The organism is Kitasatospora sp. NPDC005856 (assembly GCF_040629945.1).
Taxonomy (GTDB): domain Bacteria; phylum Actinomycetota; class Actinomycetes; order Streptomycetales; family Streptomycetaceae; genus Kitasatospora.
Genome location: NZ_JBEXWT010000082.1, coordinates 24,715 through 41,739, shown reverse-complemented (window position 1 = coordinate 41,739; position 17,025 = coordinate 24,715). Strand labels below are relative to the sequence as shown.

The 17,025-nt window shown below is 73.6% G+C and carries 14 protein-coding genes, 1 pseudogene and 1 riboswitch; of the genes and pseudogenes, 8 read left to right on the top strand and 7 right to left on the bottom strand.

Annotated features, from left to right (window positions below; genetic code table 11):
- Positions 1-96: pseudogene (locus ABZ449_RS33450) on the top strand (AAA family ATPase); the annotation flags it as partial.
- Between the two features lie 126 nt (positions 97-222).
- Here the strand turns inward: ABZ449_RS33450 and ABZ449_RS33445 are convergent.
- Positions 223-1,224 (bottom strand): LysM peptidoglycan-binding domain-containing M23 family metallopeptidase, encoded by a 1,002-nt coding sequence (locus tag ABZ449_RS33445; protein WP_360353635.1) that lies wholly within the window; start codon positions 1,222-1,224, stop codon positions 223-225.
- A 2-nt stretch (positions 1,225-1,226) separates the two neighbouring features.
- Positions 1,227-1,364, bottom strand: a riboswitch (cyclic di-AMP (ydaO/yuaA leader).
- A gap of 354 nt (positions 1,365-1,718) precedes the next feature.
- Here ABZ449_RS33445 and ABZ449_RS33440 point away from each other — a divergent pair.
- Complete coding sequence (locus ABZ449_RS33440; protein WP_360353633.1) at positions 1,719-3,260, top strand: MFS transporter; 1,542 nt, start codon at positions 1,719-1,721, stop codon at positions 3,258-3,260.
- 24 nt (positions 3,261-3,284) lie between these two features.
- Here the strand turns inward: ABZ449_RS33440 and purB are convergent, their stop codons facing one another.
- The gene (purB, locus tag ABZ449_RS33435) at positions 3,285-4,715 is read right to left on the bottom strand and encodes an adenylosuccinate lyase (RefSeq protein WP_360353631.1); all 1,431 of its coding nucleotides are present in this window, start codon (positions 4,713-4,715) and stop codon (positions 3,285-3,287) included.
- 118 nt (positions 4,716-4,833) lie between these two features.
- On the opposite strand from purB, the gene ABZ449_RS33430 reads away from it, so the two are divergent.
- Positions 4,834-6,963, top strand: a complete 2,130-nt coding sequence (locus ABZ449_RS33430) for an ATP-binding domain-containing protein (RefSeq protein ID WP_360353630.1) — start codon at positions 4,834-4,836, stop codon at positions 6,961-6,963.
- Positions 6,964-7,003: 40 nt separating this feature from the next.
- On the opposite strand, the gene ABZ449_RS33425 is transcribed toward ABZ449_RS33430, so the two are convergent.
- From ABZ449_RS33425 to ABZ449_RS33415, 3 genes are all read right to left on the bottom strand, one after another.
- Positions 7,004-7,459, bottom strand: coding sequence for a MarR family transcriptional regulator (locus ABZ449_RS33425; protein WP_360353628.1), 456 nt, complete (start codon positions 7,457-7,459; stop codon positions 7,004-7,006).
- Between the two features lie 84 nt (positions 7,460-7,543).
- Positions 7,544-7,978 carry a DUF3037 domain-containing protein gene (locus ABZ449_RS33420; protein ID WP_360353626.1) on the bottom strand — a complete coding sequence of 145 codons (435 nt, stop codon included), beginning with the start codon at positions 7,976-7,978 and terminating at the stop codon, positions 7,544-7,546.
- A complete protein-coding gene (locus ABZ449_RS33415) occupies positions 7,975-8,730 on the bottom strand; it encodes a HipA family kinase (protein ID WP_360353624.1) in 756 nt (251 codons plus the stop codon). Before ABZ449_RS33415 ends, ABZ449_RS33420 begins: the two co-directional genes overlap by 4 nt.
- Positions 8,731-9,013: 283 nt before the next feature.
- On the opposite strand from ABZ449_RS33415, the gene ABZ449_RS33410 reads away from it, so the two are divergent.
- On the top strand, positions 9,014-10,372 hold the full coding sequence (locus tag ABZ449_RS33410) for an NAD(P)/FAD-dependent oxidoreductase (RefSeq protein WP_360353622.1): 1,359 nt from the start codon (positions 9,014-9,016) through the stop codon (positions 10,370-10,372).
- 75 nt (positions 10,373-10,447) lie between these two features.
- Here ABZ449_RS33410 and ABZ449_RS33405 read toward each other — a convergent pair whose 3' ends face one another.
- A complete protein-coding gene (locus ABZ449_RS33405) occupies positions 10,448-11,650 on the bottom strand; it encodes a GDSL-type esterase/lipase family protein (RefSeq protein ID WP_360353621.1) in 1,203 nt (400 codons plus the stop codon).
- Between the two features lie 320 nt (positions 11,651-11,970).
- Positions 11,971-13,308 carry an aminotransferase class I/II-fold pyridoxal phosphate-dependent enzyme gene (locus ABZ449_RS33400; RefSeq protein WP_360353619.1) on the bottom strand — a complete coding sequence of 446 codons (1,338 nt, stop codon included), beginning with the start codon at positions 13,306-13,308 and terminating at the stop codon, positions 11,971-11,973.
- A gap of 34 nt (positions 13,309-13,342) precedes the next feature.
- Between ABZ449_RS33400 and ABZ449_RS33395 the strand changes: the two genes are divergently transcribed.
- The 4 genes from ABZ449_RS33395 (at position 13,343) to ABZ449_RS33380 (ending at position 16,992) form a co-directional block, all read left to right on the top strand.
- A complete protein-coding gene (locus tag ABZ449_RS33395) occupies positions 13,343-14,014 on the top strand; it encodes a pyridoxamine 5'-phosphate oxidase family protein (protein ID WP_360353617.1) in 672 nt (223 codons plus the stop codon).
- Positions 14,015-14,028: 14 nt separating this feature from the next.
- A complete protein-coding gene (locus tag ABZ449_RS33390; protein WP_360353615.1) occupies positions 14,029-14,703 on the top strand; it encodes an FMN-binding negative transcriptional regulator in 675 nt (224 codons plus the stop codon).
- A 117-nt stretch (positions 14,704-14,820) separates the two neighbouring features.
- The gene (locus ABZ449_RS33385) at positions 14,821-16,233 is read left to right on the top strand and encodes a sugar porter family MFS transporter (RefSeq protein ID WP_360353613.1); all 1,413 of its coding nucleotides are present in this window, start codon (positions 14,821-14,823) and stop codon (positions 16,231-16,233) included.
- A gap of 57 nt (positions 16,234-16,290) precedes the next feature.
- A complete protein-coding gene (locus ABZ449_RS33380) occupies positions 16,291-16,992 on the top strand; it encodes a dienelactone hydrolase family protein (RefSeq protein WP_360353611.1) in 702 nt (233 codons plus the stop codon).
- Positions 16,993-17,025 lie beyond the last annotated feature (33 nt).

Here is a 17,025-nt window from a genome sequence, read left to right as displayed (position 1 = left end):
GTCGGCGCTCCGCCCGGGTACGTCGGCTACGAGGAGGGCGGCCAGCTCACCGAGGCCGTCCGCCGCCGCCCGTACAGCGTGGTGCTGCTGGACGACCCGCGCCCATGTCCGCCGTGCGGCGATCATCCGGTCGAGCGGTCACCCGACATGACCATCCCGGAGGATCGATTCGCCCCGCAGCAGCGGTGGTTCCTGAAACCCTCGGAGCTCAGCGGCCCCGGGTCAGAGCGCGACGCCGTGCGCGCGCAGGTAGGTGACCGGGTTGATGTCCGAACCGTACTCCGAGCCGTTGCGGATCTCGAAGTGCAGGTGCGGGCCGGTCACGTTGCCAGTGGCACCGGAGAGGCCGATCTGCTGGCCGACGGTGACGGTCTGACCGATCTTCACACCGATCGAGGAGAGGTGCGCGTACTCGGCGTAGTGGCCGTCGGCGAGCTTGATCTCGACCTCGTTGCCGTAGGCACCGCCGTTGCCGGCCTTGACCACGACACCGTTGGCGACGGCGCGCAGCGGAGTGCCGGTGGCGGCGACGAAGTCCTGGCCGGTGTGGTGGCCGGAGGCCCACATGGAGCCGGCCACGCCGTAGGCGGTGCCGAGCTTCGGGTTGGCCAGTGGGGCGACGAAGCCGGAGGTGGCGGCGGCGACCGGAGTGGCGGTCACGACCGGGGCCGGAGCGGCGACCTGCAGCTGGGTCTGGAGCTGGGCGGACGGCTTGGCGGCCTCGGTCTTCACCTGGACCTGGGCCTGCGGCTGGGCGGCCTGGGTCGCCGGGGCGGTCGACTTGGCCGGGGCGGCCGGCTTGGCCGGAGCGGCGGGCTTGGCCGGAGCGGCGTCGGCGGACGGCGCGGCGGCGTGGCCCGACAGTGCGAGCTGCTGGCCCGGGAAGATCAGGTTGGGGTTGGCACCGACGACCGAGCGGTTCTGCTCGTACAGCGCCTGCCAGCCGCCCTCGACGTTCTTGGCGTCGGCGATCTTGGACAGGGTGTCGCCGCTGACGACGCGGTAGCTCTCCTGCGCGGCCTGGGCGGCCGGGGCAGCGGCCGGGGCGGCCGGCTTGGCGTCGGTTGGGGCGGCGGCCTGCGCGACCGGGGCGGCCGGGGTGGTGTGGGCCTGGGCGCTCACCGCGGTGACGAGCGGGAGGACGAAGGAGACACCGGTCACGGCGGTGGCGATGCCGATGCGGGCGGCGCGGGGCAGGGCGATACGACGAGCCTGAGCAGGCATGGAAGTTTCCTCTCCGACGCCTGCGAGGTGAGCTGTCGGGTTCGGGCTGGAGTTGCCCGGCCGCATGCGCGGCTTCACCCCTAGCCGGTCCTGGACGCCCGCGCCCTGAGGCGCGAACTCCGGTCCGGCGACTTACCTGTGGGTCCCCCGCTCCTGCCGTACAGAGTTCGTTTCGAACCACCGGGCAGCGGCAGGACTCGGCGTTCCACCCGGTGGATCCGTCCGGACTGGCCGGGCGGTCGCTGAACTAAAACCCATCCGTTCGGGTGAAGCAATGTCGATCTCTTGAAACGGCAACCATCCCCCCCGCCCCCGTGACCCTCCGCAGGCCCGAGCCCACAGTGCGTACACAATCCATTCACCCCCCGCCACTGATCCACGACCCTGCGCCGAGATCGGCGACGCTGCGCATCCATCCGTTCACGCACGGCGGATCGTCAACACACCCACCGGTGACCCTTGTCACGTGCGCCCCGGCAGCGCAGGATTCGCCCGTGGCCACCTCCGAGGCCGGCACCCTGCGCCTGGGCACCGCGCAGGGTCGCTGGGTACTACTGGCGACGGTGCTCGGCTCCAGCATGGCGATGCTCGACGGCACCGTGGTGAACGTCGCGCTGCCCCGGATCGGCGCCGACCTCGGCGCCTCCCTGGCGTCCCTGCAATGGACCCTGAACGCCTATCTGCTCACCCTGGCGGGCCTGATCCTGCTCGGCGGCGCGCTCGGCGACCGGTACGGGCGGCGCAAGGTCTTCCTGATCGGCGTGGTCTGGTTCGCCATCGCCTCCGCGGCCTGCGCCGCCGCACCGAACATCCACGTGCTGATCGCCGCCCGCGCCGTCCAGGGCATCGGAGGGGCGCTGCTCACCCCCGGTTCGCTGGCCATGCTCCAGGCGGTCTTCCACCCCGACGACCGCTCGGCGGCGGTCGGCCTCTGGTCCGGACTCGGCGGGGTGTCGGCGGCGGTCGGCCCCTTCCTCGGCGGCTGGTTGGTGGACGGCCCCGGCTGGCGCTGGATCTTCCTGCTGAACCTGCCGCTCGCCGCCGCCGTGATCGCGGTCACCGGCCGGTCGGTGCCGGAGAGCCGGGACGAGGACGCCACCGGCCGCTTCGACGTGCTCGGCGCCGCGCTCGCCGCCCTCGCCCTCGGCGCGATCACCTACGCGCTGACCGCGGCCGGCGAGGGCCTGTCCCCCGCCGTCTGGGTCAGCGGGTTGATCGGGGTCGTGCTCGGCGTCCTCTTCGTGGTCGTCGAACGCCGCGCGCCCGAACCGATGCTGCCGCTCGGGCTGTTCTCCTCCCGGCTGTTCACCGCGGTGAACCTGGTCACCCTGTGCGTGTACGCGGCGTTCAGCGGCGTCTTCTTCCTGCTGGTGGTGCAGCTCCAGATCGTGTCCGGCTTCTCGCCGCTGGTCTCGGGCTTCGCGCTGGTGCCGATCACCATCCTGATGCTGCTGCTGTCCGCGCGCGCCGGACGCCTCGGCAAGCGGATCGGCCCGCGCATCCCGCTGACCGTCGGCCCCATGCTGTGCGCCGCCGGGGTGCTGCTGATGCTGCGGATCGGCCCCGACTCCTCCTACTGGGTGGACGTGCTGCCCGCCGTCACGGTGATGGGCTGCGGGATGACCCTGCTGGTCGCACCGCTGACGGCGACCGTGCTGGCCGCCGTCGAGGTCCGGCACGCCGGCATCGCCAGCGGGGTCAACAACGCCGCCGCCCGCGCGGCCGGCCTGCTCGCGGTGGCCGCCCTGCCGGCGCTGGCCGGACTGAGCGGGGACGCCTACCGGGTGCCCTCCTCGGTCGACTCCGCCTTCCACACCGCGATGCTGATCTGCGCGGGCCTCCTGGTGGCCGGCGGGCTGATCGCCGCCGCGACCGTACGGGGCAATGTGCTCGCCCCCGAGGAGCAGCCGGTGGCCGAGCCGAACTGCGACTGGCCGTGCGGCCCCACCGCCCCGCCGCTCGACCCGGGCCACGTCCCCACGACGCGCGAGGGTCCCGCCACCGGTTCGGCGGCGGGGCCCTCGACCCAGAACTGACCGGACGTCAGGGAATGCTGCCCGTCAGAGAATGTCGGCCGGCGCGTACTTGGCGGCCTCCGGGTAGGCGGCCGCGACGGCCTCCACCTGGCGGACGACCTCGGCGACCTGGGCACCGGCCGCGCCGGTGAAGGACAGCCTGTCGGCCAGCAGCGCGTCCAGCGCGGCCCGGTCCAGCGGGATCCGCTCGTCGGCGGCCAGCCGGTCCAGCAGCTCGTTCTCCCGGGCGCCCGCGCGCATCGCCAGCGCGGAGGCGACGGCGTGCTCCTTGATGACCTCGTGCCCGGTCTCCCGGCCGACGCCCGCGCGCACCGCGCCCATCAGCACCTTGGTGGTGGCGAGGAACGGCAGGTAGCGGTCCAGCTCGGCCTCGATCACGGCGGGGAAGGCGCCGAACTCGTCGAGGACGGTCAGGAAGGTCTCCAGCAGGCCGTCGAAGGCGAAGAACGCGTCCGGCAGCGCGACCCGGCGCACCACCGAGCAGGAGACGTCACCCTCGTTCCACTGGTCGCCGGCCAGCTCGCCGGTCATCGAGGCGTAGCCGCGCAGGATGACGGCCAGGCCGTTGACGCGCTCGCAGGAGCGGGTGTTCATCTTGTGGGGCATCGCGGAGGAGCCGACCTGGCCCTCCTTGAAGCCCTCCGTGACCAGCTCGTGGCCGGCCATCAGGCGGATGGTCTTGGCCAGGCTGGACGGCGCCGCGGCCAGCTGGACGAGGGCGGTGAGCACCTCGAAGTCCAGCGAGCGCGGGTAGACCTGGCCGACGCTGGTCAGCACGTGATCGAAGCCGAGGTGCCCGGCGACCCGGCGCTCCAGCTCGGCCAGCTTCTCGGTGTCGCCGCCGAGCAGGTCCAGCATGTCCTGGGCGGTGCCGACCGGGCCCTTGATCCCGCGCAGCGGGTAGCGGGCGATCAGCTCCTCCAGGCGACGGAAGGCGACCAGCAGCTCGTCGGTGATCGAGGCGAACCGCTTGCCCAGGGTGGTGGCCTGCGCGGCCACGTTGTGCGAGCGGCCGGCCATGACCAGCTCGGAGTGCTGGGCGGCCAACGTGGCCAGGCGCACCAGCACGGCCACCGTGCGGTCGCGCACGTGCTCCAGGGACTGGCGGATCTGGAGCTGCTCGACGTTCTCGGTCAGGTCCCGGGAGGTCATGCCCTTGTGGATCTGCTCGTGCCCGGCGAGTTCGCTGAACTCCTCGATCCGGGCCTTCACGTCATGGCGGGTGACCCGCTCACGGGCGGCGATCGAGCCGAGGTCGACCTGGTCGATCACCCGCTCGTAGTCGGCGACGGCATTGGCCGGAACCTCGACGCCGAGGTCCTGCTGGGCCTTCAGGACGGCGAGCCACAGGTGGCGCTCGAGGACCACCTTGTGCTCGGGGGACCACAGCTGGGCCAGGGTCGCCGAGGCGTACCGGGAGGCCAGGACATTGGGGATCTGGGGCTTCGCGCTCACGCTTCGCAAGAGTAACAGCCGAGGTCACGCCGAACGTCGGCGGATGGGGTAGGCTCGGTCACTTGAGCGCCTTTCAGATGACACTCCACAGCCTTCTCACCGCAAGGATACCACACCGATGAGCGAACTTCCAGCGGCCGCGCAGGACCCCGGCGACGCCCTCGCCGCGGCCCTGCGTACCGAGCAGGCCCACCTCACCCGGCTCTACGCCCGGCTGGACACCGTGCGCGAACGGGCCCGCCGCACCGCCGACGGCGCCCACGACGGTGCCGCCCCGGGCGGCACCCACCAGGCCCGGCTGGAGCGCGAGGTGCGCGCCCGCGAGGCCGCCCGCCACGCGGCCCGGCTGGACGCGGTCGAGCGCGGCCTGTGCTTCGGCCGGCTCGACGAGCGCGACGGCACCGTCCACTACATCGGCCGCACCGGCCTGACCGACGAGTCCTACGAGCCGCTGCTGCTCGACTGGCGCACCCCGGCCGCCCGCCCCTTCTACACCGCGACCCCCGCCCGGCCGGGCCCCGTCGTGCGCCGCCGCCACCTGCACACCCGGGGCCGCACCCTCACCGGGCTGGACGACGAGGCGCTGGACCTCGCCGGGCTGGACGAGTCCGGCCGGCGCGGCCTGGTCGGCGAGGCCGCACTGCTCGCCGCCCTCGGCCGCGAGCGCACCGGCCGGATGGGCACCGCCGTCGCCACCATCCAGGCCGAACAGGACCGGGTGATCCGCTCCCCGCTGCCCGGCGCCCTGGTGGTCCAGGGCGGCCCCGGCACCGGCAAGACGCTGGCCGCCCTGCACCGCGCCGCCTACCTGCTGTTCACCCACCGCGCCGCACTCGAACGCCGGGGCGTGCTGGTGATCGGCCCCAACCCCGGCTTCCTGCGGTACATCGACCAGGTGCTGCCCGCCCTCGGCGAGACCGAGGTGGTGCTGCGCACCGTCGGCGAACTCGTCCCCGGCCTCGCCTCCACCGGCACCGACGCGCCCGCCACCGCCTTCGCCAAGGGCGGCCCCTGGATGGCCGGCGTCCTGCGCCGCGCCCTGGCCGCCCACCAGACGGCCCCCGCCGACGGCCTGGACCTCGGCGAGGGGCTGCGGGTCTCCGCCCGGGCCTGCGCCGAGGCCCGGGACGCCGCCCGCGGCCTGCGGCTGCCGCACAACCGGGCCCGCGGCTTCTACCTGAGCACCCTGCTCGACGCCCTCGCCATCGCCCAGGCGCTCACCCTCGGCCGCCCCTACGACGACGAGGAGGCGCACTACGCCCCGCGCGAGCTGTGGGAACGGCCGGACGTCCGCGCCGCGCTCGACCCGCTCTGGCCCCGCCTCACCCCCCAACAGCTGCTCGAACGGCTGCTCACCGACCGGGAGTTGCTCACCGAGACGGCCCCCGAGCAGGCAGCCGCCCTGCTCCGTCCGCCCGGCTCCGACTGGACGGTCGAGGACGTCCCGCTGCTCGACGAGGCCGCCGAACTCCTCGGCACGGCACGGGAGTCCACCCCGACGGACGAAGACCCGGACGAACTCGCCTTCGCCCAGGGCGTGCTGACCATCACCGGGCAGACCGGCGACGCCCTGCTGGATTCCGCCGCCCTGGCCGAGCGCTTCCGCGACGACGGCCCGTACCGCTCCACCGCCGAACGCGCCGCCGCCGACCGCACCTGGGCGTACGGCCACGTCGTCGTGGACGAGGCGCAGGAGCTGTCCGCCATGGCCTGGCGCGCCGTCCTGCGGCGCGTGCCGACCAACTCGCTCACCATCGTGGGGGACCTCGCCCAGACCGGATCGCCCGCCGGTGCCCGCAGTTGGGCCGAGATGCTCGACCCGCACCTGCCCGGCCGCTGGCGCGAGGAGCGGCTGACCGTCAACTACCGCACGCCGGAGCCCGTCATGGCCCTCGCCACCGCCGTCCTGCGCACCGCCGTCCCCGGCCACCGACCGCCCGAGTCCATCCGCCCGGGCACCGAACGGCCCCGCGCCGTCCCCGTCCCGGACGGCGACTTCGCCGCGGCGCTCACCCGGCTGCCCGGCGGCCCCGGCACGTCGGGCGTGATCGCCCCGGATGCGCTGGCCGCGGAGCTGGGCGCCCTCACCGTCGCGGACGCCAAGGGGCTGGAGTTCGACACGGTGGTCGTGGTCGAGCCGGCCGGACTCGCGCCGCGCGACCTCTACGTCGCGCTGACCCGGGCCACCCGCTCCCTCACCCTGCTCCACCGGCGCCCGCTGCCACCGGAGTTCGCCGGGCTGCTCTGACCGGCAGCACACGCGGGCGGCGCGGGCAGCGGGCTCGCACCTACTGCGCGCCGCCCGTACGGCCGGCCAGCACCGGCAGCACCTGGACGCAGATGGAGTGCAGCGCGATCCGCTGCTCGTCGTCCATCGCCTCGAAGGCCTGGTGGGTCCGGGCCATCTCGCCGCGGATGCGGTTCAGGATCTCCCTGCCCTCGGCCGTGATCACCACGATCTTCACCCGGCGGTCACCGGCCGCCGCCTCCCGGTTGGCCAGGCCCAGCGACTCCAGCCGGTCCACGATCCCGGTGACGTTCGACGCGTCACAGCCCAGTCGGCCGGCCAGCGCCCGCATCGGCACCGGCTCCTGCACGGCGCCGAGCGCCTTGGCCTGCGAGGAGGAGAGCCCGTGCCGGGCCGCGGCCGCCGCGAAGTCCTGGAAGTACGCGGCACCGACGGCGGCCAACGCCTCCATCAACTCGGCGTTGGTCGGTACGGTCGTCGTCGCTGTCGAACCCATGGGGCCAGGGTACGGCCAGGTCCTTCAGCAACTCAAGCTTTGACCACGGCAACCGTCGACGAGCCGCCCCGGAGCCCCCCGGCGTCAGAGCACCAGCTGGTCGAACAGCCGCCGCAGCTCCGTCTCTGGGTCCGCGGTCAGCCCGGTGTGCACCGGCCCCGGCTGGACGATCGCGCTGCGCGGCGCGGTCAGCCAGCGGAACCGCTGCCCGGCGCTGTCCCCCGCCGCCGGACCGGCCTGCGGGCCACCCTGGCAGACCGCCTCGATCCCGTGCAGCGCCCGCCGCACGCCCTGGACGTCCGCCACCGGGTCCAGCGCCAGCAGCCGGGCCTGGTCCAGGTGGGTACGGGCGGCCAGGTGCGAACTCTGCCGGCAGTACAGCAGCACTCCGACGTTGACGCACTCGCCGCGCTCGACCCTCGGCACCGCGCGGATCACGGCGTACTCGTAGTCGTGCAGTTCGACGGTGGCCGGCAGCGCCGACACCGGGGACGGCGTGGACAGCGTGTGGTCGGTCATGCGGGCACCTCCGGCAGCCAGTCCCGCGGACCGACCAGTCGCTCGGTCAGCTGGGCGCGGTACGCGGCGCGCACCTCGTCGGGCGAGTCGAAGCCGAACTCGTCCACCAGCCAGACCTCGGGGATCTGCGCCACCGCGCCCTCGATCGCCGCCTCGGCGAGCGGCGCGAGCTCCTTGTCGGCCGCCGCCAGGTCCGGCCGGGCCCGCAGCAGCGCGTGGTCGGAGGCGTCGTACGGACGGCGGACCCAGGAGGCCGCGCCCGGCCAGTTGTGGTGGAAGATCAGGCTCGCGCCGTGGTCGATCAGCCGCAGCCCGCCGGTCGCCACCAGCAGGTTGGGGTTGCGCCAGGAGCGGTCGACGTTGCCGATCAGCGCGTCGAACCAGAGCACCTGCCCGGCGAGCTCCGGGTCCACCTCGAAGCAGAGCGGGTCGAAGTTGAGCGCGCCGCTGACGAAGGCCATCCCGAGGTTGGTCCCGCCACTGGCCCGCATCTGGTCCTGGATCTGGTGGTCCGGCTCGCTGCGCGCGAGCACCGGGTCCAGGTCGATCGTCACCAGCTCCGGCACCGGCAGCCCGAGCCGCCGACCGAGCTCGCCGGCCAGCACCTCCGCGACCAGTGCCTTGCGGCCCTGCGCAGCGCCGACCCATTTCAGCGCGTACAGCCGCCGATCGTCGGCCTCGACCAGGCCCGGCATCGAGCCGCCTTCTCGCAGTGGCGTCACGTACCGGATCGCCGTCACCTCGGGTAGCACGGCCGACAGCTTATCGGTGTCACCGCCCCGACGCCGCCGCCCCACCTCCCTCGCCACCCCGGCGACCCCTGCCCGGTGGCAGCCCCGCCCCTCCGATCCCGCCCCGTCCCCCGTCCCCCTTCCCCTCCCCCACGGCCCCGCCCGGTGGCAGCCCCGCCCCTCCAACCCCTCCCCGCCCCCTTCGCCCTCCCCACCCCCACGGCCCCGCCCCGGTGGCAGCCCCCGCTGCTCCGTGCGAGTGTGGCGGACAGTAATGGGGACCTTCACGGCAAAGGGATGAGCGATGGAACGACCTCGGATCCTGATCGTGGGCGGTGGCTTCGCCGGCCTGGAGTGCGCCCGCCGCCTCGAACACAAGCTGTCACCGTCGGAGGCCGAGATCTCGCTGGTCACGCCGTTCAGCTACCAGCTCTACCTCCCCCTCCTCCCCCATGTCGCGGCCGGCGTCCTGACCCCGCAGTCCGTGGCCGTCTCCCTGCGCCGCACGCTTCGCCGCACCCACATCGTCCCCGGCGGCGCCATCGGTGTGGACCCGGCCTCCAAGGTGTGCGTCGTCCGCAAGATCACCGACGAGGTGGTCGCGCAGAAGTACGACTACCTGGTGCTCTCCCCCGGAAGCGTCACCCGTACCTTCGACATCCCCGGCCTCACCGACTACGCCCGCGGCATGAAGACGCTCGCCGAGGCGGCCTACGTCCGCGACCACGTGATCGCCCAACTCGACCTCGCCTCCGCCACCCTGGACCAGAAGGAACGCGAGTCCCGGCTCCAGTTCGTGGTGGTCGGCGGCGGCTACGCGGGCACCGAGACGGCCGCCTGCCTCCAGCGCCTCACCACCGCCGCCGCCTACCGCTACCCGCGCCTGGACGCGCGGCAGATCAAGTGGCACCTGATCGACATCGCCCCGAAGCTGATGCCGGAGCTCGGCGACCCGCTCGGCGAGGCCGCCCTGGAGGTGCTGCGCGACCGCGGCATCGAGGTGTCGCTGGGCGTTTCGGTGGCCGAAGTCGGCGCCGAGACCGTCAAGTTCACCGACGGCCGGGTGCTGCCCTGCCGCACCCTGATCTGGACCGCCGGCGTGGCCGCGAGCCCGCTGATCGGCACCCTGGACGCCGAGACGGTGCGCGGCCGGCTCGCCGTGACGGCGGAGATGCGGGTGCCCCAGTTCGAGGACGTGTTCGCGCTCGGCGACGCCGCCGCCGTCCCCGATCTCGCCAAGGGCGACGGCGCGGTCTGCCCGCCGACCGCCCAGCACTCCGCCCGCCAGGGCCGCGTGGTGGCGAACAACGTGATCGCCGCGCTCCACGGCCGCCCGCTGGAGCCGTACTACCACAAGGACTTGGGACTGGTGGTCGACCTCGGCGGCAAGGACGCGGTCTCCAAGCCGCTCGGCGTGGAGCTGCGCGGGGTGCCCGCCCAGCTGGTGGCGCGCGGCTACCACCTGATGGCGATGCGCACCAACGCGGCCAAGTTCCGGGTGGGCGCCAACTGGCTGCTCAACGCGACCGCCGGCGACGACTTCGTCCGCACCGGTTTCCTCGCCCGCCAGCCCGCCCGGCTGCAGGACTTCGAGTACACCGACGCGTACTTGACGAAGGATCAGGTCCGCGCGCACGCCCAGTCGCTGCTCGCCAAGGGCTGAGCGCAGCCGTACGGCGCCCCCGCCGCCAAGGCCGCGGGGGCGCCGGATCACGCGGTCACCGGACGGTCACCGTGGTCACCGCGCGGTGAGGTACATCCCGCTCGCGTCCTGCCCGGCCGTGTTGTGGCACGCGTAGTCACCGCTCGGACGCGCCCACAGCAGCGTCAGGCAGCGTCCGGCCGCCTGCTGGCCGTAGTAGTTGGGGTGCATCGACTCCTGCAGCACGCCCTGGGTGGAGTTGAGCCCGCCGTCCAGGAACCGCGCCCACTCGCTGGTGGTCGCGGACGGGCCGGCGCTCGTGGTCGGCTGCCTGGTGGCCGTCGAGCAGACCTCGCGGCCCTGCAGCATGTCCGACAGGTCCAGGAACTGCGCGCCCTTGGCGGCGGCGACGCCCGCCAGTGCCTGGGAGATCTGCGGCACCATCGAGTCGCGGGCCCAGTCGGCGTCCCCGTCCCAGAACGGGCAGCCGCCGGTGTTGGAGCGGGTCCAGCCGCTCTCCGGGTAGCGCATCTCGGCGCTGCGCGGGATCGGCGACGGGTAGGACTGCAGCACCAGGCGGTAGTCGGACCGGGCGTAGCCGGCGTCGGCCATCACCGCGCGGACCTCGTCGATCGCCTTGCCGACCCCGGCCATCGCCGCAGGCATCCTGTCGTCGATCTGGGACTGCGCGGAGGAGTGGCAGTAGGAGTACCAGATCAGGTAGTCCTTCACGCAGTCGGCGATGACGTCCGAGAAGCCCAGGTCGTTGCCGCCGATCGACAGGGTGATCAGCTTGACGTTGTTCTGCCGTGCGACGGTGGCGAGTTGGTCGGCCTGCGGCGCCTCGCCCTTGAACGACTGGCCGCCGTTGGAGGCGCGGAAGACGTTCGCGCTGACGGCGCCGGAGCAGGCCAGGTCGATCTCGCTCTGGGCCCCGGTCGAGGCGCTGAGCACCTCGGCGACGTCCGAGCGGTCGCACCCGCTCGCGGCGGTGGCGCCGTAGACCCGCGAGGCGTCGTACGAACTGCCGGTCCAGGCCCGGTCGGTGCCGTTGCGGCTGCCGCTGGTGCCGGCCGAGTTGCCCTTCCAGCGGCCGGCCTCGCCGGAGATGTAGCTGTCACCGAGCGTGACGCTGGCGGTGGGTCCGGGCGGCACGGCCGCCGGCGCGGACGTCGCGGCGGAGGCCGGGGAAGCGACGGCCAGGCCCGCGACGGCCAGCGGGAGGGCGAGGGCTGCGGCGAGCAGCCGTCGGGAGGTTCGCGGGGTACTGCGGGTGATGCTCGAACGGTTCTCGGGCACTGCGGAACTCCTGCGGCTCGGTCTTCCCGAGGCATGGGGAACGGGAAGACGCCAGGGTGAGGGTGGGCCGCCGGCCGGTGGCGCGAAGAACATGACATGCTCGCGCTGGCTACCGCTAGGCGTCTGCGGGAGGTTTCCGCATTTGTTACCGCCGGGTTCAGACCAGGCGTGCGGGCGACGACCGGACGCCGCCCGCGGTTCACACCCACCACACCTGCCCCACCCACCCCAGGACTCACCCGCCCCGAGACCCCTCACCTGCCCCGGAACTCACCCGCCCCGGGACCCGTCACCCGCCCCGGAACTCCCCCACCCGGGCCTCAGACCAGCCGCGACCCGCCCCCGCCCGCCCCGAGCACCGCCGCCAGGTCCTCCGCCAGCTCCCGCGCCTGCGCCGCCTCCAGCCGCGCCGTGGTGAACCGCAGCCCGGGCGGCGACTGGATCCGGTACCGCACGCCGGGCGCCGCGACCCAGCCGCGCTGCACCAGCGCCGCCAGCACCGACGTCTCGTCCGGCACCGGCACCCAGACGTTCAGACCGCTCCGCCCGTGCGCCGCGATCCCACGGGCCGCCAGCTCGCCCAGCAGCGCGTCCCGTCGGGCCCGGTACGCGGCGGCCACCCGGTCCGCCGGCGCGGCGTCGGCGCGCCACAGCTCCGCGACGGTGCGCTGCAGCAGGTGGCTGACCCAGCCGGCGCCCAGTCGCATCCGGCCGGCCACCCGTCCGATCGTCTCCGGGTCGCCGACCGCCACCGAGACCCGCAGGTCCGGCCCGTACGCCTTGGCCGCCGAGCGCACCACCGCCCAGTACCGGGTGCCGGCGCCGACCAGCGGGTGGTACGACTGGTCGACCATGCCGTGCCCGTGGTCGTCCTCGATCAGCAGCACCCCGGGGTGCTCCGCCAGGACGGCCTTCAGCGCCTCGGCCCGCCGCGCGGTGAGCGCCGCCCCGGTCGGGTTCTGCGCCCTGCTGGTGACCACCACGGCCCGGACGCCCTCGGCCAGCGCGGCGGCCAGTGCCTCCGGCAGCGGGCCCTCGTCGTCCAGCCGGACGGGCACCTGCTTCAGCCCCAGTGCGGGCAGCAGGTCGAGCAGGCTGCCCCAGCCCGGATCCTCGACGGCCACCGCGTCGCCGGGGCGCAGCCGGGCGCCGAGGATCCGTTCGATGGTGTCCAGCGAGCCGGAGGCGACGGCGATCGGGCCGCCGGGCAGGCCGTCGGCCTCGAAGGAGGCGCGGGCGAGCGCGAGCAGCTGCGGGTCGACGGCGGCGTGCCCGTACAGCACCGGGTCGGTGCGGGCGGCCTCGGCGGCGGCCGCGAGGGCCGGGGTGAGGTCGGGCAGCAGGGCCGGGTCGGGGTTGCCGGTGGACAGGTCGCGGGCGTGCGGCGGGACGGGGATGCGGATCTGGTCGCGCGGGGTGAGCGCGGGCCTGGGCAGGATGCGGCTGCCCTTGCGTCCTGCGGTCTCGATCACGCCGCGGTCGCGCAGCAGCCGGTAGGCCGCGGCGACGGTGTTGGGGTTGACGCCCAGTTCGGCGGCGAGATCGCGCAGCGGGGGCAGCGCGGTGCCGGGGGAGAGCTGCCCGCTGCTCACGCCCTGCTCGATGTGGGCCGCGATCTCGCTGGCGCGTCGCCCTTTCAGCGGATAGTCTCCTAGCACAAAGCAAATTATGCACTAGTACGTAGAGGATGTCATGTCAGCCAGTCCGGAAGGTTCGCCCGCCTACTCCCGCACCCCCAGGACCACGCCCACCCGTTACCGGGAGCGGGCCACCTGGGAGCAGGAGGCGATCCACGCCATCCTCGACAGTGCCTACATCTGCCACCTCGGCTTCGTGGTCGACGGCGCCCCCGTGGTCCTGCCGACGATCTTCGCCCGGGTCGGCAGCCGGCTCTACGTCCACGGCTCCACCGGCAGCCGTCCGATGCGCAACGCCTCCGGCGAGCAGGGCATGCCGGTCTGCGTCACCGTCACCCAGGTCGACGCACTGGTGCTGACCAAGTCCGCGTTCAATCACTCGGTGAACTTCCGCTCGGTGGTCGCCCACGGCACCGCGCACCAGGTCACCGACCCCGAGGAACTGGACGTCGCGCTCGCCGCGCTGGTCGACCACGCGGTGCCGGGGCGCTCCGCCGAGGTCCGTCCGGCGAACGCCAAGGAGCTGGCCGCCACCGCCGTCCTCCGGCTGGAGCTGGACGAGGTCTCGGCCAAGACCCGCGATGACGCCGCCGACGACGACCCGGAGGACGTCGGCCTGCCGCACTGGTCCGGCCTGATCCCGGTCACCACCGTGCACGGCACCCCCGAGCCGCACCCCGGCACCACCGTCCCGCTCCCCGCGCACCTGCGCGGCTACCCCCGCTGACGGGAGGCACCTCCGTGCTGATCCGATCCTGGGACCGCGGCGACGAGGCCGAGTGGCGCGCCTGGCTCGCCGAGGGCCGCGACTTCGGCCTGCTCGCCGCCAACGGCGGCCCCGGCGAGGGCCCGGTGCTGGTCCCGACCCACTTCCTGCTGGACGTCGAGCGCGGCGAGATCCTGCTCCACCTCGCCGCGCCCAACCCGCTGCTGGCCGCCGTCCGAGCCGATCCGAAGGTCACCCTCGCGGTCACCGACGGCTACGCCTTCGCCCCGGGCCACTGGCGCGGCGCACCGGGTACACCCACCAGCTACTACGCCTCGGTCCACTTCCACTGCACCGCCGAGGTGGTGGAGTCCGCGGCCGGCAAGGCGGAGATCCTCAACCGTCAGCTGGCGCACTTCCAGCCCGAGACGCCGGAGGTCCGGGTGGTACCGGGCGAGGGCGAGTTGGCCCGGCAGCTGCCCGGACTGCGCGGGCTCCGGCTGACGGTCGACGAGGTGCGGGCCAAGTTCAAGTACGACGACAAGAAGCCGGCCGAGGCGCAGTACGCGATCGCCGACCGGCTCGCCGAGCGCGCCGACGGCCCGGGGCGCGGCCGCGACCAGTACGCCGCCGCCCGTGCCCAGTTGCTCCGCCGTCACCGGCGGCGCACCGACGCCCCGCGCGCCACCGGACCGCGCACCACCGGCTGACCCAGGATCACCCGGTCGGCCGCCAACCCGCGCACGGCGGCCGCCGCGCTGATCGAATGTGAGACGAGCCCTGCCCACTCGGCGTCGGAGCGGGCCCGTCGACCCCCGGGAGCGCGCGTGTCATCGGTCAACAGCCAACGGGCGGCCGGCGAGGCCCACCTCGGCCACGTGGTGTTCATCTCGGCGGCCGCCGCCATGGGCGGCTTCCTGTTCGGCTACGACAGCGCGGTGATCAACGGCGCCGTGACGGGCATCCAGAAGCACTTCGGGGTCGGCCACGGCACCACCGCCTTCGTGGTGGCCATCGCCCTGCTCGGCTCGGCGGTGGGGGCGGTGATCGCCGGCCGGCTGGCCGACCACCTCGGCCGGGTCCGCACGATGCTGCTGGCCGCCGTGCTGTTCGCGGCCAGCGGCATCGGCTCGATGTTCCCGCCGAACATCGAGATCCTCGCCACCTGGCGCGTCGTCGGCGGCATCGCGATCGGCATCGCCTCGGTGATCGCCCCCACCTACATCGCCGAGGTCGCCCCGACCGCCTACCGAGGCCGGCTCGCCTCCTTCCAGCAGATGGCGATCGTGCTCGGCATCACCGTCTCCCAGCTCGCCAACTGGGCCCTCAACCAGGCGGCCGGCGGCGAGTCCACCAACCACCTCGGCGGCGTCCAGGCCTGGCAGTGGATGCTAGGCGTCGAGACCATCCCGGCCCTGGTGTACGGGCTGATGGCGCTCGCCATCCCGGAGTCGCCGCGCTTCCTGATCGCCGACCACCGCGAGCCGCAGGCCCGCAAGGTGCTGGTCGAGGTGGAGGGCGAGGGCGTGGACCTGGACGCCCGGGTGGCGGAGATCCGCGCGGTGCTGGAGTCCTCCCACAAGCCCCGGCTCAAGGACCTGCTCGGCGGGCGCTTCGGTCTGCTGCCGATCGTCTGGGTCGGCATCGGCGCCTCCGTCTTCCAACAGTTCGTCGGCATCAACGTGATCTTCTACTACTCGTCCTTCCTGTGGCAGTCGGTCGGCATCAACGAGTCCAACTCGCTGCTGATCAGCCTCTCCACCTCGATCATCAACGTGATCGGCACGGTGATCGCGATGGCCCTGGTGGACCGGATCGGCCGCAAGCCGCTCGCCCTGGCGGGCTCGATCGGCATGGCGGCCGCGCTGGGCACCGCCGCCTGGGCGTTCTCCTACCGGGTGGGCACCGGCGACACCGCCACCCTGGACAACACCCACGCCACCGTCGCCCTGATCGCCGCGCACGTCTTCGTGCTCTGCTTCGCCTTCTCCTGGGGCGTGGTGGTCTGGGTCCTGCTCGGCGAGATGTTCCCCAACCGGATCCGCGCGCTGGCGCTGTCCGTCGCCGCCTCGGCGCAGTGGATCGCCAACTGGGCGATCACCGTCAGCTTCCCGGACCTCGCCGACTGGAACCTCTCGGCGACGTACGTCATCTACGCGGCCTTCGCCCTGCTCTCCGTCCCGTTCGTGGTCTTCTGCATCAAGGAGACCAAGGGCCGTGCCCTGGAAGAGATGGGCTGACCCGGCCCGCCCCGCCGAACCCCCGCCGCACGCGGCCCGACCCACCGAGAGGAAGCCATGCCTGACCAGGGCGGCTCCCGGCAGAACGTCACCTTCCCGAGCAACGGCCGCACCGCGCACGGATACCTGGCCCGCCCGCCGCAGGGGGTCGGGCCGGGGCTGGTGGTGGTGCAGGAGTGGTGGGGGCTCACCTCGCACATCGCCGACATGGCCGACCGCTTCGCCGCCGAGGGGTTCACCGTCCTGGCTCCCGACCTGTTCGGCGGCGCCACCACCCACGACGGCTCCGAGGCCGCCCGGTTCAAGCGCGAGCTCCCGGTCGACCGGGCGGTGGAGGACCTGGCCGGGGCCGTCGACCACCTGCTCGCCCTGGACGGCGTGGTCGGTGACGCGGTCGGCGTGGTCGGCTTCTGCATGGGCGGCGGCTTCGCCCTGCTGCTGGCCTCCCGGGCCGGCGACAAGGTGGCCGCCGTGGTCCCGTTCTACGGCCTGCCGCCCGATCCGGACTTCGACTACCGCGGTCTGACCGCCCATGTGCTCGGCCACTTCGGCGAGCTGGACGGCTCGATCCCGATGACCGCCGTGGACGAGGCCGCGATCCGGATCGGCGAGGCCACCGACGTCCGCCCGGAGATCCACTTCTACCCGGCCGGGCACGCCTTCATGAACGACGAGAACCTGATCGGCACCCACGACCCGCTCCAGGCCCGGATCGCCTGGCGCCGGACCCTCACCTTCCTCCGGGGCCACCTCGGCTGAAACCCCGCGCTCCGGCGGCTGTGCGGGGAAAGG

What these genes read in the sequence shown, in the direction of transcription:
- ABZ449_RS33425 (WP_360353628.1), bottom strand. Translation starts at nt 7,459, where the DNA reads ATGGGTTCGACAGCGACGACGACCGTACCGACCAACGCCGAGTTGATG.
- ABZ449_RS33430 (WP_360353630.1), top strand. Translation starts at nt 4,834, where the DNA reads ATGAGCGAACTTCCAGCGGCCGCGCAGGACCCCGGCGACGCCCTCGCC.
- ABZ449_RS33420 (WP_360353626.1), bottom strand. Translation starts at nt 7,978, where the DNA reads ATGACCGACCACACGCTGTCCACGCCGTCCCCGGTGTCGGCGCTGCCG.
- ABZ449_RS33380 (WP_360353611.1), top strand. Translation starts at nt 16,291, where the DNA reads ATGCCTGACCAGGGCGGCTCCCGGCAGAACGTCACCTTCCCGAGCAAC.
- ABZ449_RS33410 (WP_360353622.1), top strand. Translation starts at nt 9,014, where the DNA reads ATGGAACGACCTCGGATCCTGATCGTGGGCGGTGGCTTCGCCGGCCTG.
- ABZ449_RS33445 (WP_360353635.1), bottom strand. Translation starts at nt 1,224, where the DNA reads ATGCCTGCTCAGGCTCGTCGTATCGCCCTGCCCCGCGCCGCCCGCATC.
- ABZ449_RS33395 (WP_360353617.1), top strand. Translation starts at nt 13,343, where the DNA reads ATGTCAGCCAGTCCGGAAGGTTCGCCCGCCTACTCCCGCACCCCCAGG.